This is a genomic window from Cellulomonas pakistanensis (assembly GCF_016862755.1).
In the GTDB taxonomy this organism is placed as follows: domain Bacteria; phylum Actinomycetota; class Actinomycetes; order Actinomycetales; family Cellulomonadaceae; genus Cellulomonas; species Cellulomonas pakistanensis.
In genome coordinates this window covers 1-16,206 of sequence record NZ_BONO01000006.1, presented here as the reverse complement: position 1 = coordinate 16,206, position 16,206 = coordinate 1, and the positions used below count along the sequence as shown (strand labels likewise).

Here is a 16,206-nt window from a genome sequence, read left to right as displayed (position 1 = left end):
GCGCGCCGCACCCCGGTCGTCGCCCTGCGCACGAGCGGACCGGGGTGCACGGTCGCCCGCCGGGTCCGGCGCCGGTCCACCGTCGTACCAGGTCATGCCCGCGACGCTAGGTCGCGGCCCCGGGTTCCCGCCGACGCCCCCCACCACCCCTGGGGACCACGCGCGCGCCGGCACCTGTGGAGGGCTCGGCGCCCGCGCACCGAGTCGGCCCGCGCCGACCCCGCGCTCGCCCTCCTGCGCCGGCCTCGCCCGCGCCGATCCGGCACCGCCCTCAGCGGTCGGTGACCGTCACCGCCAGCGCCCCCACGCCGAGGTGCCCGCCGAGCACGGCCCCCACCTCGCGCACGAGCACCTCGTCGACCCCGGCGGCGGACCGCAGCCGCTCCGCGACCTCGGCGGCGACCTCCGCCCGGCCGAGGTGCTGCACGCCGACCCGCACCGCGCGCGCCCCGCGCCGCTCGACCTCCGCGAGGGCGAGCGCGTGCAGCCGGTCCCGGGCCGCGCGCCGGGTGCGCACCCGCTCGGCGACCTCGATCTTCCCGTCGTGCAGCGCCAGCACCGGCCGCAGCCCGAGCACGTTGCCGAACGCGGCGGCCGCCGCCGACAGCCGACCGCCGCGGCGCAGGTGGTCCAGCGAGTCGACGACGAACCACGCCGCCGTCGACCGCCCGACCTGCTCTGCGGCGCCCGCGACCGACTCGCCGTCCGCCGGCCCCCACACCGTCCCGCGGGCGGCCTCCGCGGCGGCCAGGGCGGCGAACCCGAGCCCGAGGCCCGCGCTCCGCGAGTCGACGACGTGCACCGGCAGCGGCGCGAGCTGGGCGGCGAGCCCGGCGGCCCGCACGGTGCCGGACAGCTCCCCGGACAGGTGCACGGACACCACCTCCGCGGCGCCCCGGGCGGCCGCGGCCTCGTAGGCGGTCGTGAACGCGGCGGGCGGCGGCTGCGAGGTCGTCACGCGGCGGCCGGACGCGAGCAGCGCGGCCAGGTCACCGGGCGACAGGTCCACGCCGTCGCGGAAGCGCTCGGCGTCGGCGGCCACGTCGAGCGGGACCACGTCGATCCCCCACGCGGCCGCGTCCGCCGGGGTCAGGCAGGACGTCGAGTCGGTGACGACGACCACCCGCGGGGCCGCGGGCACGGCGTCGCCGGGGCCGGGGTCGGCCACGGCCCGCGCCCCGCGCCGCAGCCGCCGGGCCACCCGCTCCGCCCACGCGGGCGGCACCACGGCGACCCGCAGGCCCGCCCGCGCAGCACCGCGCCCCGCCGCGACGCCACGCTCCGCCGCAGCACCGCGCCCCGCCGCAGCACCGCGCCCCGCCCCCGCGCCGCCCCCACTCTCGGGGGCGTCCGGCGCGGTCGGCGGGGCGTCGGCGCCGTCCGGCACCGTCAGGCCGGCACCACGTTGACGAGCTTCGGCGCCCGCACGATCACGGTGCGCACGTCGCGCCCGGCCATCGCGCGCTGGACCCCGGGGTCGGCCAGCGCGAGCTCGCGCAGGGTGGCCTCGTCGGCGTCGGCGGGCACCTCGGCCCGGCCCCGGACCTTGCCCTGCACCTGGAACACGCAGGTCACGGTGTCCTCGACCAGGTACTGCGGGTCGACGACCGGGAACGGCTCGTGCGCGAGCGACCGCTCGTGGCCCAGCCGGGACCAGAGCTCCTCGGCCAGGTGCGGCGCGACGGGCGCGGTCATGAGCACCAGCTGCTCGGCGACGGTGCGCGGGACGGCCGGCAGCGAGGTCAGGTGGTTGTTGAGGACGATCAGCTTGGCGATCGCGGTGTTGATCCGCATCGCCTGCATGTCCTCGCCGACCTCGGCGATCGCCCGGTGCAGCACGCGCAGCGTCTCGACGGTCGGCTCGGAGTCCACCACCGTCACCTCGCCGGTCTCCTCGGAGACGACGTTGCGCCACACGCGCTGCAGGAACCGCTGCGCGCCGACCACGGCCCGGGTCTCCCACGGGCGGGACAGGTCCAGCGGGCCCATCGACATCTCGTAGACGCGCAGGGTGTCGGCGCCGTACTCGGCGTACATCTCGTCCGGGGAGACGGCGTTCTTCAGCGACTTGCCGATCTTGCCGTACTCGCGGAACACCTCCTCGCCGTTCCAGGTGAAGCCGGACTCGACGGACTCGTCCTCGACCACCTCGGCGGCCGGGACGTACACGCCGCGGGCGTCCGTGTAGGCGTACGCCTGGATGTAGCCCTGGTTGAACAGCTTGTAGAACGGCTCGCGGCTGGACACGTGGCCCAGGTCGTACAGCGCCTTGTGCCAGAACCGGGCGTACAGCAGGTGCAGCACGGCGTGCTCGACGCCGCCGACGTACAGGTCGACGCCGCCCGCGCCGTGGGTGTCGCCGGCGTTGTGGCCGGGGCCCATCCAGTACTGCTCGAGCGCGGGGTCGACGACCTGGCCGGTCGCGTGGGACGGGTCCAGGTAGTGCAGGTAGTACCAGCACGACCCGGCCCAGTTCGGCATGGTGTTGGTGTCGCGGCGGTAGACCTTCGGGCCGTCGCCCAGGTCGAGCGTGACGTTGACCCAGTCGTCGTTGCGGCTCAGCGGCGCCTCGGGCGAGGACTCCGCGTCGTCCGGGTCGAAGGTGCGCGGCGCGTAGTCCGGCACGTCCGGCAGGTCGACGGGCAGCGCCTGCTCCGGGATCGCGATCGGCAGGTCGTCCTCGTCGTAGACGATCGGGAACGGCTCGCCCCAGTACCGCTGGCGGCTGAACAGCCAGTCGCGCAGCCGGTACGTCGTGGTGCGCGACCCGGCGCCGCGCTCGGCCAGCCAGTCGATGATCCGGGTCTTGGCCTCGGCGACCGACAGGCCGTCCAGGCTGATCTCGTCGTTCGACGAGTTGATGATCGCGCCGTCGCCGGTCCAGGCGCCCTCGTGGCCCTCCGGCGGCTGGACGGTGTGCACGACCGGCAGGCCGAACGCCGCGGCGAACGCGAAGTCGCGGGTGTCGCCGCCGGGCACGGCCATGATCGCGCCGGTGCCGTAGCCCATCAGCACGTAGTCGGCGATGAACACGGGCAGCTGGGCGCCGTTCACCGGGTTCAGGGCGTAGCCGCCGGTGAACACGCCGGTCTTGCGGCCGGCGTCGGCCTGGCGCTCGACGGCGGTCTTGCCGGCGGCCTCGCGGCGGTAGGCGGCGACGGCCACGGCGGGCGACTCGGCACCCCCGCGCCAGGACTCCGGCACGTCCTCGTCCCAGGCCGGCTCGGAGTCCGCGACGATCGCGTCGACCAGCGGGTGCTCGGGCGCCAACACGACGTAGGTCGCGCCGAACAGGGTGTCCGGGCGGGTGGTGAAGACGGTCAGCGGCTCGTCGGCGTCGGTGACCTCGAAGTCGACGTGCGCGCCCTCGGAGCGGCCGATCCAGTTCCGCTGCATCGCGGTGACCTTCTCGGGCCAGTCGATCAGCGACAGGTCGTCGGCCAGGCGGTCCGCGTACGCGGTGATCCGCATGTTCCACTGCCGCAGCGTGCGCTGGAACACCGGGAAGTTGCCGCGCTCGGACCGGCCGTCGGAGGTGACCTCCTCGTTGGCCAGCACGGTGCCCAGGCCCGGGCACCAGTTCACGGGCGTCTCGGAGACGTAGGCCAGGCGCTGGGCGTCGACGACCCGGCGGCGCTGCACGGCGTCCAGGTCGGCCCAGGCCGCGCCGGCCGGCACGCCGTCGATCCCGTCCGGCACCTCGCGCGCCCCCGACTCGTACGCCTCGACCAGCGTCGCCACCGGGCGGGCGGCGCCCCGGCCGCCGTCCGGGCGCACGGCGTCCTCGTCGTACCAGGACCCGAAGATCTGCAGGAAGATCCACTGCGTCCAGCGCACGTAGTCCGGGTCGATCGTGGCGAACGAGCGGCGCGGGTCGTGCGCGACGCCCAGGCGCTTGAGCTGGCGCGCCATGATCTCGATGTTCGCCTCGGTGGTCGTGCGCGGGTGCTGGCCGGTCTGCACGGCGTACTGCTCGGCGGGCAGGCCGAACGCGTCGTAGCCCAGCGCGTGCAGCACGTTGTCGCCCTGCATCCGGCGGAACCGCGCGACGACGTCGGTGGCGATGTAGCCCAGCGGGTGGCCGACGTGCAGGCCCGCTCCCGAGGGGTACGGGAACATGTCCATGACGAAGAACGGCCGGGCGCCCTCGCGCGCCGGGGCGCCGTCGCCGTCGGTCAGCGCGGAGCCGGCCGGGTTGGCCGCGAAGAACGTGCCGCGCTCGACCCACTCGTCCTGCCACCGGAGCTCGATCTGCTGGGCGAGCTCGGCGGTGTACCGGAACGGCACGTCCTGGCCGCCGGCGGTGGCCGGGGCGGAGGCGGGATCGGGCTGGGTGCTGGCGGGCGACGTCACCGGGGAAGTCTATCGACGCCCGCGGCCCGCGCCGGACGCGCCCGCGGGCTCCGCCGGGCGCGACCGGGACCGGCTCGCGGCGCTGGTCAGGCGGTGCGCCGCCGCGCGGCCCCGCCGAGCACAACGGCCGAGATGACCAGGCCGACGACGGTCAGCCCCGCCCCGACCCACGCCGGCGCGACGTAGCCCAGCCCGCCCGCGATGACGAGCCCGCCGACCCACGCGCCGAACGCGTTCCCGGCGTTGAGCGCGGAGTGGCACAGCGCCGCCCCGAGCGACGGCGCGGACGGCGACAGGTCCATCAGCCACGCCTGCAGCGACAGCCCGAGCACCTGCGTCGTGACGCCGAGCAGCACGATCGCGAGGACGCCCGGGACCACCCACTGCGCGAGCACGGCGATCAGCACCAGCGCGACGATCGTCGACGCGAAGCCGAGCAGCACCGTGCGGGCCACCGACCGGTCGGCGAGCTTCCCGCCGAGCAGCGTGCCGGCCGTCATGCCGACGCCGAACAGCGCGAGCACGACCGGCACCGTCACCTCGGCGAGCCCCGTCACCTCGGTCAGCAGCGGCGACACGTAGGAGTACACGGCGAACATGCCGCCGAACCCGATCGACCCCGCGGCGCAGGCGACCCAGAGCCGCCCGTTGCGGAGCGCGCCGAGCTCCGCGCGCACCGTGGCGCCGTCCCGGACCGGGAGGCCGGGCAGGAACCGGAGCAGCGCGAGCAGCGTCAGCGCGCCGAGCACGCCCACCGCGACGAACGCGACCCGCCAGCCGAACACCTGCCCCAGCACCGTCGACAGCGGGACGCCGACGACGTTCGCGATCGTCAGGCCGGCCATCATCGTGGCGACCGCCTGCCCGCGGCGCCCGGGCCCGGCGACGTGCGCGCCCATGACCGCGCCGACGCCGAAGAACGCGCCGTGCGGCAGGCCCGCGACGAACCGCGCCGCCACCAGCCAGCCCAGCGACGGCGCGAGCGCCGACAGCACATTGCCGACCGTGAACGCCGCCATGAGGATCAGCAGCAGCGTCCGGCGGTCCATCCGCGCGGCCATCGTCGTCAGCAGCGGCGCGCCGACGACCACGCCCAGCGCGTACGCCGTGATCGCGTGGCCGGCCTCGGGGATCGTGCCGTCGAGGTCCTCCGCGATCAGCGGCAGCAGGCCCATCGTCGCGAACTCGGTGGTGCCGATCGCGAACCCGCCGAGCGCCAGGGCCAGCAGCGGGAGGCGCGCGCGGCGGCGCACCAGGTGCGGGTCCAGGATCACGTCGGTGTCCACGGCGGGCGGCGTGCCCGGCGCGCTGGTCTGCATGTGCGGCTCCCGCGGTCGTGGTCGGTGGACCGCGGGCGCCCGGCGGGATGCGCCGACGGGTGCGGCGGCCCGTCCCGGCAGACCGCGTCGGTGGGGCGTCCGGTGCGGCCCAGCCTACCGGTCGGTCGGTCCCGGCCCGGCCCGCGTCCGGCCGGCCGGGTGCGCGCGCCGAGTGTCCAGAACTCCGGGGACGAACCGGGTCGAACGGGGCGGGTTTCTGGACTCTCGTGCGTCAGGACGGGTCGAGCAGCACCCAGATCGCCCGCGCGGCGACCTCGCCCAGCTCGACGGGGCGCGGCTCGGGGGCCGCCCCGACCGCCTCCGCCGCGGCGTCGGCGAGCGATCCGCCCGCCAGCGGCGGCAGCACCCGCACGGCCGTCATCCCGGCGAAGTCCCGCCGCTCGACGACCTCCACCCGCGCGTCCAGCACCACGCCGACCGAGGCCAGGTAGCGCAGCAGCCCGGGGTCGGCGTCGGAGATCCGGGCGATCCGGCCCGAGCCGGCCGTGAGGTCCCACAGCATGTCCGCGGCCGGCGTCGGCACGGTGCCGTCGGGCGCGGGGATCGGGTCGCCGTGCGGGTCGCGGGTCGGGTGGCCCAGGCGGGCGTCGATCCGCTCGACCATGAGGTCCGACACCGCGTGCTCGAGCACCTCGGCCTCGTCGTGCACCTCGTCCCACGCGTAGCCGAGCTCGCTGACCAGGAACGTCTCGATCAGCCGGTGCCGGCGCACGACCTGGACCGCGTGCCGCACGCCCTCGTCGGTCAGGGTGATCGCGGCGTACGGCGCGTGCTCGACCAGGCCCTGGTCCGCGAGCCGGCGCACGGTCTCCGACACCGTCGACGCGCCGACGCCCAGCCGCTCGGCGAGCATCTTGGTCGTGACGGGGGCCGTCGACCACTCCCGGGCGGTCCAGATCACCTTGAGGTAGTCCTGGGCCACGGGGGTCAGGTCGCTGGTCTCGCTCACGACGACCAGGGTAGGGCCCCGCCCAGGGGGCAGGCTCAGCCCTGGGCGTCCCGCCAGGCCACCCACTGCTCGACGAGCGACAGGTCGTAGTCCGGCCCCGACACCCCGACCGTGAACAGCGTCACCCCGGCGTCGACCAGCGGCGCCGCCACGTCGGCCGGCGGCGCGGACACCCCCACGCTGCGCTCGACCAGCGCCGCGGTGTCGCGGCCGACCGCCGCGCCGTGCTCGTCGAGGATCGCGCTCTTGCGGGTCAGCGTGTCCAGGTCGCCGAACGAGTGCCACACGTCGGCGTGCTCGGCCACGACGCGCAGCGTCTTCCGCTCGCCCCCGCCGCCGACCAGGACCGGGATGTCCCGCGTCGGGGCCGGGTTGCCGGCGGCGAGCCGGGCCTTGATCCGCGGCAGGGCCGACGCCAGCTCGGCGATCCGCGTGCCCGGGGTGCCGAACTCGTAGCCGAACTGGTCGTAGTCCTTCTCGAACCACCCGGCGCCGATCCCGAGGATGAGCCGGCCGCCGCTGATGTGGTCGACGGTGCGCGCCATGTCGGCCAGCAGCTCGGGGTTCCGGTACGAGTTGCAGGTGACGAGCGCGCCGATCTGCACGCGGCTCGTCTGCTCCGCCCACGCGCCGAGCATGGTCCAGCACTCGAAGTGCTTGCCGTCCGGGTCGCCTGTCAGAGGAAAAAAGTGATCCCAGTTGAACAAGACGTCCACTCCGAGGTCCTCCGCGCGGCGCACCGCGTCGCGGATCTGCGCGTAGTCGGCGTGCTGGGGCTGGATCTGGACTCCGATGCGGATCGGTCGCGTCATGGGTGCACCGTACGTCCGCGGCGACCCGCGCGCCCCCGCCGTCTACGCTGGCCGACGCCCCACCCGCGATCCCCGGAGGTCCCCATGCCCGCCGCCGACACGTCCGCGCCGATCCCCCTGCGCTGGGTCGGACCCCTGCGGGTCAGCGGCAACGTCATGACCGGCGAGACCGAGGTGCCGCTGGCCACCTACGAGTCGCCGCTGTGGCCCAGCGTCCGCCGCGGCGCCCGGCTGTCGACGATGGTCGAGGGCGGGATCAAGGCGACGCTCGTCGACGAGCGGATGTCCCGGTCGGTGCTGCTCGAGGCCGACGACGCCGAGGCCGCGCTGGCCGCCTGGCAGCACCTGTCGTCCCGGCGCGAGGAGCTGGCGGCGGTCGTCGCCACGTCCAGCCGGTTCGCCCGGCTGATCGACCTGCACGTGCAGATCGCCGCGAACCTGCTGTTCGTGCGGTTCGAGCTGACCACGGGCGACGCCTCCGGCCACAACATGGTCACCAACGCGGCCGACAAGCTGATGGACCACGTGCTCGCGACGGTCCCGGGCGTCCGATACGGGTCGATCTCCGGCAACTTCTGCTCGGACAAGAAGGCGACGGCGGTCAACGGCATCCTCGGCCGCGGCAAGAACGTCGTCACGGAGATCGTGCTCCCCCGCCGGCACGTCGAGCGGTTCCTGCACACGACGCCCGAGGCGGTCGTGCAGCTCAACATCCGCAAGAACCTCATCGGCACGATGCTCGCGGGCGGCCTCCGGTCGGCCAACGCGCACTACGCGAACATGCTGCTGGCCTTCTACCTCGCGACCGGCCAGGACGCGGCCAACATCGTCGAGGGCTCGCAGGGCCTGACGCACGCCGAGGTCCGCGACGGCGACCTGTACTTCTCCTGCACGCTGCCCAACCTGATCGTCGGCAGCGTCGGCAACGGCAAGGGCCTGGACTTCGTCGAGGAGAACCTGACCCGGCTCGGCTGCCGCGAGGAGCGCGAGCCCGGCGACAACGCCCGCCGGCTGGCGGTGCTGTGCGCCGCGACCGTGCTGTGCGGCGAGCTGTCGCTCATGGCGGCGCAGACGAACCCGGGCGAGCTGATGGCCGCGCACCTCACGCTGGAGCGGGGCACCCCGGCGAAGGGCTGAGCGCCCGCCCGCCGCCCTCGCGCCGCGCGCCCCTCCCGCGCCCCGCCCTCCCGCCGACGTTGCAGAAGATGCGGTGTTCACCACCGGGAAGCCAGCATCTTCTGCAAGGTCGGCGCACCGGGCCGCCGAGCAGGCCCTGACCCGGCATGTGACCATGTTCACGAACGGGATGAAACCGGGCGCCGGGAGCGTTCCGTGTGGAGCAGGTGAAGAGTGCCGACGCTCGCTGGTCGGGGCTCGCACGCAGGGCTACAGTCGTCCGGGCCTCGCGTGACCGCCGACGACGGCGGGCCGCACCAGGGGCCCGTCGCCGCTCCGGGTCACCACCCGCGGACGACGTCCAGCCGGAGAGGAACCCACCCCGACATGCAGCTCGGCATCGACGACCTGGCCTTCGCCACCGCGGGCCGGTACCTCGACCTGGCGGACCTGGCGCCCGTGCACGGCGTCGAGCCGGCCAAGTACACGGTCGGCCTCGGCCAGGACCGGATGAGCGTGTGCGCGCCCGACGAGGACGTCGTGACGCTGGCCGCGGCCGCCGCGCTCCCCCTCGTGGAGGCCCTGGCCGACGACGAGCGCGCGGCGATCCGCACCGTGCTCCTCGCCACCGAGAGCGGCATCGACCAGTCGAAGTCGGCGGGCGTGTACGTGCACGCGCTGCTCGGCCTCAGCCCCGCCGCGCGGGTCGTCGAGCTCAAGCAGGCCTGCTACTCGGGCACCTCGGCGCTGCAGATGGCGCTCGCGCTCGTGGCGCGGAACCCGGAGCAGAAGGTCCTGGTCATCTGCTCCGACGTCGCCCGGTACGACATCGGGTCGGCCGGCGAGCCCACCCAGGGCTGCGGCGCGGTCGCCATGCTGGTCACCGCGAACCCGCGCCTGGTCGCGATCGAGCCCGTGTCGGGCCTGCACACCTCCGACGTCATGGACTTCTGGCGCCCGAACTACCGCACCACCGCGGTCGTCGACGGCCGGCTGTCGCTGCGCGCGTACACCGACGCGCTCACGGGCGCGTGGGAGGACTTCCGCGCGCAGGGCGGCGCCGAGTTCGGCGACATCGACGCGTTCGTCTACCACCAGCCGTTCACCAAGATGGCCGTCAAGGCGCACGCGCACCTGACCCGCCTGGCCGGCGCCCCGCGCGACGCCGCCGTCATGGACGCGCAGATCGCCGACACCCTCCGGTACAACCGGGAGATCGGGAACTCGTACACCGCGTCGATGTACATCGGCCTCGTGTCGCTGCTCGACCACGCGACCGAGGACCTCGGCGGCTCGCGGATCGGCTTCTTCTCGTACGGCTCCGGCGCCGTCGGCGAGCTGTTCACCGGCGTCGTCCAGCCGGGTTACCGCGCCCACCTGCGCACCGCCGCGCACCGCCGGCTGCTCGACGAGCGCGACCGGGTGTCGCACGCGGAGTACCTGCGGATCGTCGCGCCGGTGAACCCGGTCGACGGCGGCGAGCACGACGTCGAGCGCCTGACCCGCGGCCCGTTCCGGCTCGCGGCGATCACCGGGCACCAGCGCCTGTACGAGCCCACGACGGCAGCCGCGACCGCGGTCGCCTGAGACCGGCGCGCGGCACGTGACGGGACGACGCGTCGGCGACGAGGTCGCCGACGCGCTGGCCGAGCGGCTCGCCGGGCCCGACCTCGCCCACGTGCGGCTCGACAGCCGGCGGCCGGCGCCGCCCACCCGGCTGGTCGTGCTGGACCTGACCGGCCCCGGCTGGGCGGTGTCGCTGGCGGTCGGCGACGACGGCGGGACCGTCGTGTCCGCGGACGGCGTCCCGCTGGCCGAGCCCGACGTCGCCGGCGACGTGACCGGGTTCGTCGACGCGACCGTGCTGCCCCTCGTCGCGGCGCTCGACGCCGGTGCGGTCGCGATCGAGCGCGAGCACGACCGCCGGGGCCGGGTGCGCGACGCCACGGTCACGTTCTCCGGCACGCCCCCGGCCGGCCTGCCGCCCGTGCACCGCTACCGGGCGCTGCCCGGCGCCCGCGGCTGACTACTGGTACGTCACCAGGTCCGGCACCGGCTGCACCGCGTAGGTCTGCGCCGGGTCGAGCATCGGCGTGTCCTCGTCGTAGAAGTTCTTCCAGCCCCAGTGCACGTCCGGCGCGCCCTGGCGCAGCGTCGCCCAGGTGCCGGCCTTCGCCGGCTGGGAGCCCTGGCCGTCGGCATGGATGATCATGGCGAGCTCGTCGTGGCCGGTGTGCAGCCGCTCGCGGTCGGTGATCATCCGCAGCGAGAACTGGTGCAGCAGGAACATCTTCTGCGGCAGCTGCCGGTCCCGCGTGAACGTCGCCAGCCAGTCCGCGGTCGCGTTGACCTCGTCGATGCCGACCGAGCCGATCTGCCGCAGGTGCACCTGGTCCGGCGCCAGCCGCCACTCCGGGTCGAGCGCGAGGCCGACGTGCGGGTACTCGAGGAGCTCCGCGTACCGCTGCGCCTGCGTCACGAAGTCGGTCCGGCCGGGCTGCAGGTCGATGACGACCGCCTGCCCCGCCTCGCCGGCGGCCTCGACCAGCGGGCGCAGGTCCTCGACCGACCGGCCGCGGGAGTACGAGCCGTCCGGCTCGGGCGCGGCGGACGCGATGGTGGCGATGATCTCGAGCGTCGGCACGACCGTGTCGTCGGTCAGCGCGTCGTACGGGGCGGCGGTCTGCTGCGCGCGGGCGATCGCGGCGGGCACGTCCTGCTCCCCCAGCACGCCGAGCGCGGGCGTCCCCGGGGTCCCGTAGAGCGCGACGTACCGCTTGCCGGCGACGCCCGGGGCCGAGGCGGCGTCCGGGAAGACGAGCTGGCCGCCGCCCGGCAGCTGCACGCCGGTGGCGGCGCTGGCCACGCGGGGCCCGAGCCGGGCGGCGTCGCCGAACGACGACCCGACGGCGACGACGGTCCCGACGCCGGTCAGCGCCTCGACCGCGGCGGAGGTGGCGCGGGGGTCGGCGCCGGGCACGTCCACGACCGGGACGCCCGCCGCGCGCGCCGTGGCGGCGGCCACCGCGGTGCCCGCGGGGTCGGCGTGGGTGTCGACCAGGAGGGCCGCGGCGTCGACGGGCTCGGGCGGCTCGACGGTCGTGCCGTCGGCGCCGAGGACGCTCGGCGCGGCGCCGTCGGCCGTCCCCTCGCCGTCCGGCGCGGCCGCGGTCGACGCGGCGGAGGTCGACGCGCCGCCGCCCGGCGACGCGGAGGGCGCGGCGCCGGCGGCGTCCTCGGCGGCCAGCAGCGCCGGCTCCGGCGCCTCGAGCCCCGCGACGGCCGCGACCAGGTCGCCGTCCGCGACCTCCTCCGCGTCGCCGAAGGCCAGCCCGAGGTCCGCGGGCGCCGGATCCGCCGCGTCGACCGCCGCGACGCGCACGTCGTCGGGCAGGTCGGCCGCGAGCTCGTCCTGCTCGGCCGGGTCGTCCGCCACGACCACCACGTCCGTCGTGCCGAGCCGGTCCAGCTCGTCCGCGACGCCGTCGCCGGCGACCAGCAGCGGCGACCCGAGCGCCACGGCGGCCGACGCGGCGGGCGCGACGACCGCCGGGTCGTCGTCGGCCACCAGGACCGCCGCCGGCGCCTCCGCGAACAGCGCCCCGCTGACCGCGAGCGCCACCTCCGCCGCGGTCCCGTCCGGCACCACGGTCGTCGCGGCGTCCGGCAGGGCGACGGCCGAGCGCAGCGTCACGGGCGTCGGCGTCGGGTCGGGGCTGCCGTCCTCGGTGCTGCCGCCCGTGCAGGCGGCGAGCAGGCCGACGGCCGCGAGCGCGGCGACGCCTCGCCGGGGTCGGGCCCCGCGGGGCCGGGTCGGACGGGTCGGGCGGGCGGCTGCGGCAGGCACGGCTCTCCGGGGCCGGGGACACGGGGACCCCGCCACTGTAGGCACGGCCACCGACGCCCGGCGACGCCGCCGACGTCCGACGTGTGCGTGGCGGTGGCCGACGCGCGATGATCGGGGCATGACCCAGAGCCCCACCGACGAGTTCAGCACCGCCGGCGCGTACGTCACGTCCGGCGAGGAGTTCGTCCGCGACCAGAGCTACATCACGACGCGGATCACCGCCGACGGCCGCGACGGCTACCCCGTCGAGCCCGGGCGGTACCGCCTCGTGGTGTCGCGGGCGTGCCCGTGGGCGAACCGCGCGATCATCGTGCGCCGGCTGCTGGGGCTCGAGGACGCGATCTCGCTCGGCGTGTGCGGCCCGACGCACGACGCCCGGTCGTGGACGTTCGACCTCGACCCGGGCGGCATCGACCCGGTGCTGGGCATCCCCCGCATCCAGGACGCCTACTTCCGGCGGTTCCCCGACTACCCCAAGGGCATCACGGTCCCCGCGATCGTCGACGTGCCGTCGGGCGCGGTCGTCACGAACGACTACGCCCAGCTGACGCTGGACCTGTCGACGGAGTGGACGGCGCACCACCGCGCGGGCGCCCCCGACCTGTACCCGGAGCACCTGCGCGACGAGATCGACCAGGTCGCCCGGAAGGTGTTCACCGACGTGAACAACGGCGTCTACCGCTGCGGGTTCGCCGGGTCGCAGGAGGCCTACGAGCGCGCGTACCACCGGCTGTTCTCCCGGCTCGACTGGCTCTCCGAGCGGCTGTCGACCCAGCGGTACCTGGTGGGCGACACGATCACCGAGGCCGACGTCCGGCTGTTCACCACGCTGGTGCGGTTCGACGCCGTCTACCACGGGCACTTCAAGTGCAACCGGAACAAGCTGACCGAGATGCCGGTGCTCTGGGCCTACGCGCGGGACCTGTTCCAGACCCCGGGGTTCGGCGACACGATCGACTTCGACCACATCAAGCGGCACTACTACGTCGTGCACGAGGACATCAACCCGACGCAGATCGTGCCCGCCGGCCCGGACCTGCGCGGCTGGCTGACCGAGCACGGCCGCGAGGCCCTCGGTGGCCGCCCGTTCGGCGACGGCACCCCGCCGCCCGCGGTCCGCGAGGCGGAGCGCGTCGACCCGGCCCACACCGCGGAGGCGATGGCGGGCTGAGCCCCTGCCGCGGCACGACCTCGCCCGTGAGGTCGTCACAACGCGCCGAGGTCGTCAGGAACGACTGACGACCTCGTGCCGATGTGACGACCTCGCCGGGGGCGGGCTCCCGCTACGCCGCGGCGGGGCGCACGCGCACTACGTTGCGCCACGGGTCGTCGAACGTGACCGTCGCGCCGTCGTCGCGGACCGCGACCCCGTGCGCGCGCAGGCGCTCGCGCAGCGCGCCGAGGTCGTCGGTGCCCGGGACCACGAGCGTGACCTCGCCCAGGCCGAGGCTGCTCGCGCGCGGGCCGGCGCCGGCCGAGTTCCACGTGTTCATCGCCATGTGGTGGTGGTACCCGCCGGCCGAGACGAACAGCGCGCCGTGCCACTCCGCCATGACGTCGAAGCCGAGCGCGTCGACGTAGAACGCCCGCGCCCCGGCGACGTCGCCGACCTGCAGGTGCACGTGCCCGACGACCGGGCGCCCCGCCGGCGCGGCGAGGGCGGCCTCGGTGACGTGGCCCTGGATGAACTCGTTCGGGTCGAGCCGCAGCGAGTCCATCTGCACCCGCCCGTGCTCGTCGTAGCCCCAGAGCTCGCGCGCGCGGTCCCAGTACAGCTCGACGCCGTTGCCCTCCGGGTCGGTCAGGTAGAACGCCTCGGACACCAGGTGGTCCGCGCTGCCGACGTACGTGCGCGGCGCCCGGGCGGCGACCGACGCCAGCGTGGCCGCGAGCGCCTCCTGGGTGTCGAACAGGATCGCCGTGTGGAAGAGGCCGGCCTGGCCGCGGCTGGTCGGCGGCAGGTCGGGCGTGTGCCGCAGCACCATCAGCGGCTGCGTCCCCCGCCCCAGCACGACGACGTCCGGGCGGCCGACGCCCTCGATGCGCTCGTCGGGCCGCTCGACGACCTGGAGGCCGAGCACGTCGCGGTAGTAGCGCAGCTGCAGGTCGAGGTCGCCGACCAGCAGGGTCACGGGGCCCATGGCGGTGTCGGCGGCGAGGCGGTCGAGGGCGGGGCGCGGGTCGGCGGCGGTCATGCCGATACGATAGTTGAGGCTTCAACGGTTGTCGAGACACATGTCGTCGTCCGGGCGCGCGAGAGCCGCGCGGGCGCGTGGACCGGCCCTGAGGGCGGCGCCCCGTCAGCCCCGGCGCTGCAGGTCGTTGCGCCCGAAGTCGGTGAGGAACCGCGGCCCGCGCTCGCGCAGCTCCGCCTCGTACTCCCCCGCCCACCCGCGGTACGGCACCCGGGCGAGCCCGTCGTTGGCGAACCGCGCGTCGTCGGTGACCTCGGACTCGCAGAACGCCGGGATCTGCAGGTCGGTGACCGGGCCGGACCGCTCGCACTCGGCGATCACCAGCGGGGCGTTGGGCCCGCCGAACACGTCGACCACCCAGCCGTCGGCGCCCAGCCACACGGAGTACCGGTTCTTGACGATCCGGTGCCCGCCGCGGCGGATCATCTCGGTGCCGACCGTGACGTCGACCTCGCGCTCCGCCTCGTAGCGCGTCCCGACGTTCATCGGGCCCTTGAGGGTCACGGCGCAGAACTCGAACCGGTCGCCGACCTCCTCGAGCACGTCGAGCGGGTCGGCGTCGGGCCCGAGCGGCAGCCGGAGCCCCGAGGCCTGGACGCGGAGCCGCAGCGCGTAGCCGTCCTGGGCGAGCAGGTACGACTGCACGATGAGCACCGGGTCGGGCTCGGACAGCAGCTCCATCGGCGGCGTGCGCACGAAGAACCGGCGCTCGAACTCGAAGTCGCCGTACCCGGTGTCGCTCACCGAGCCCTCCTCGCGTGGTCGGGGCGGCGGGGCTCCGCCGCGGGTCCGCTGCCCGTCACGCTACGCGACGGGTGCGCAGGAGCGGCGGAACCGGGCCTCACGCCGCGGCGCGCAGGTCCATCCCGAGCGTCCGGCCCCAGGCGTGCGCCTCGACCTGGCGGAACCCGACCCGGCCGTAGAACGCGATCGCGCCGGCGTTCTGCTCGGCCACCCCGAGGTGCAGCCCCGGCACGCCGCGCTCGCGCAGCGCCCCGGCGAGGGTCTCGATCAGCGTGCGCCCGAGCCCCCGGCCCTGGGCGCGCGGCAGCAGGTCGATGTGCAGGTGCGCCGGGTACCGGTCGGTGACGGCGGGGTCGTACCGGCCACCGTCGTGCACGGTGGCCAGCAGCTCGTGGTCCCGGTAGCCCTCGACCGCCGGGCGCCGCGGGTAGCGCTCGCGCAGCGGCGGCCACCACGCCTCCTCCTGCCAGCGCGCGAACGCCTGGGAGTCGGCGGTGCCCACGACGTAGCCGGCGACGCCCTCGTCGTCGGTCACCACCCAGGTGAGCGACGGGTCGGCCACCGGGTAAGGCGCCGCGTACACGTGCCCGAGCAGGTCGGGGTCCCGGTACACGGGCGTGGCGTCAGTCCCCGCGTCGCCCGTCAGCAGGCACACGCGGTACATCCCCGGCAGGTCGCACGTCGCGAACGGTCTCACCCGCATGGCCAGCGACCCTACCGGCCGGGTCGGACGCCGCGGCAGCCCCCGCGCCGAGGCCGGCCCCCGCGCCTGGTCCGGCCCCCGCGCCTGGTCCGGCCCCCGCGCCTGGTCCGGCCCCCGCGCCTGGTCCGGCCCCCGCGCCTGGTCCGG

At 75.5% G+C, this 16,206-nt stretch carries 13 protein-coding genes; 4 read left to right on the top strand and 9 right to left on the bottom strand.

The annotated features are described in order from the left end of the window. Positions 1–271: 271 nt before the first annotated feature. The 5 genes from Cpa01nite_RS05380 to Cpa01nite_RS05360 form a co-directional block, all read right to left on the bottom strand. A complete protein-coding gene (locus Cpa01nite_RS05380; protein WP_239068545.1) occupies positions 272–1,225 on the bottom strand; it encodes a DegV family protein in 954 nt (317 codons plus the stop codon). A 164-nt stretch (positions 1,226–1,389) separates the two neighbouring features. Continuing rightward, positions 1,390–4,353, bottom strand: coding sequence for a leucine--tRNA ligase (gene leuS, locus Cpa01nite_RS05375; protein WP_373307331.1), 2,964 nt, complete (start codon positions 4,351–4,353; stop codon positions 1,390–1,392). Between the two features lie 86 nt (positions 4,354–4,439). Next, on the bottom strand, positions 4,440–5,672 hold the full coding sequence (locus Cpa01nite_RS05370; protein WP_203667730.1) for an MFS transporter: 1,233 nt from the start codon (positions 5,670–5,672) through the stop codon (positions 4,440–4,442). A 232-nt stretch (positions 5,673–5,904) separates the two neighbouring features. Next, a complete protein-coding gene (locus Cpa01nite_RS05365) occupies positions 5,905–6,642 on the bottom strand; it encodes a metal-dependent transcriptional regulator (RefSeq protein ID WP_275406205.1) in 738 nt (245 codons plus the stop codon). A gap of 35 nt (positions 6,643–6,677) precedes the next feature. Next, positions 6,678–7,454, bottom strand: a complete 777-nt coding sequence (locus tag Cpa01nite_RS05360) for an LLM class F420-dependent oxidoreductase (RefSeq protein ID WP_203667729.1) — start codon at positions 7,452–7,454, stop codon at positions 6,678–6,680. 84 nt (positions 7,455–7,538) lie between these two features. Here Cpa01nite_RS05360 and Cpa01nite_RS05355 point away from each other — a divergent pair, with 84 nt between their 5' ends. The 3 genes from Cpa01nite_RS05355 to Cpa01nite_RS05345 all read left to right on the top strand — a co-directional run bounded on the left by Cpa01nite_RS05355 (position 7,539) and on the right by Cpa01nite_RS05345 (position 10,596). Continuing rightward, complete coding sequence (locus tag Cpa01nite_RS05355) at positions 7,539–8,591, top strand: hydroxymethylglutaryl-coenzyme A reductase family protein (protein WP_203667728.1); 1,053 nt, start codon at positions 7,539–7,541, stop codon at positions 8,589–8,591. 366 nt (positions 8,592–8,957) lie between these two features. Further along, positions 8,958–10,157 (top strand): hydroxymethylglutaryl-CoA synthase, encoded by a 1,200-nt coding sequence (locus Cpa01nite_RS05350; protein ID WP_203667727.1) that lies wholly within the window; start codon positions 8,958–8,960, stop codon positions 10,155–10,157. 16 nt (positions 10,158–10,173) lie between these two features. After that, the gene (locus Cpa01nite_RS05345; RefSeq protein WP_203667726.1) at positions 10,174–10,596 is read left to right on the top strand and encodes a hypothetical protein; all 423 of its coding nucleotides are present in this window, start codon (positions 10,174–10,176) and stop codon (positions 10,594–10,596) included. On the opposite strand, the gene Cpa01nite_RS05340 is transcribed toward Cpa01nite_RS05345, so the two are convergent. Beyond that, the gene (locus tag Cpa01nite_RS05340; RefSeq protein WP_203667725.1) at positions 10,597–12,417 is read right to left on the bottom strand and encodes a hypothetical protein; all 1,821 of its coding nucleotides are present in this window, start codon (positions 12,415–12,417) and stop codon (positions 10,597–10,599) included. It abuts the gene before it with no gap. A gap of 118 nt (positions 12,418–12,535) precedes the next feature. Here Cpa01nite_RS05340 and Cpa01nite_RS05335 point away from each other — a divergent pair, with 118 nt between their 5' ends. After that, positions 12,536–13,588 (top strand): glutathione S-transferase family protein, encoded by a 1,053-nt coding sequence (locus Cpa01nite_RS05335; RefSeq protein WP_203667724.1) that lies wholly within the window; start codon positions 12,536–12,538, stop codon positions 13,586–13,588. Between the two features lie 112 nt (positions 13,589–13,700). Here Cpa01nite_RS05335 and Cpa01nite_RS05330 read toward each other — a convergent pair whose 3' ends face one another. From Cpa01nite_RS05330 to Cpa01nite_RS05320, 3 genes are all read right to left on the bottom strand, one after another. Further along, a complete protein-coding gene (locus tag Cpa01nite_RS05330) occupies positions 13,701–14,612 on the bottom strand; it encodes a VOC family protein (protein ID WP_239068544.1) in 912 nt (303 codons plus the stop codon). A gap of 105 nt (positions 14,613–14,717) precedes the next feature. Continuing rightward, positions 14,718–15,356, bottom strand: coding sequence for a CYTH domain-containing protein (locus Cpa01nite_RS05325; RefSeq protein WP_203667723.1), 639 nt, complete (start codon positions 15,354–15,356; stop codon positions 14,718–14,720). Positions 15,357–15,453: 97 nt separating this feature from the next. Further along, positions 15,454–16,059: a GNAT family N-acetyltransferase gene (locus Cpa01nite_RS05320; RefSeq protein ID WP_308439350.1), complete on the bottom strand. Its 606-nt coding sequence runs from the start codon at positions 16,057–16,059 to the stop codon at positions 15,454–15,456. Positions 16,060–16,206: the final 147 nt, after the last annotated feature.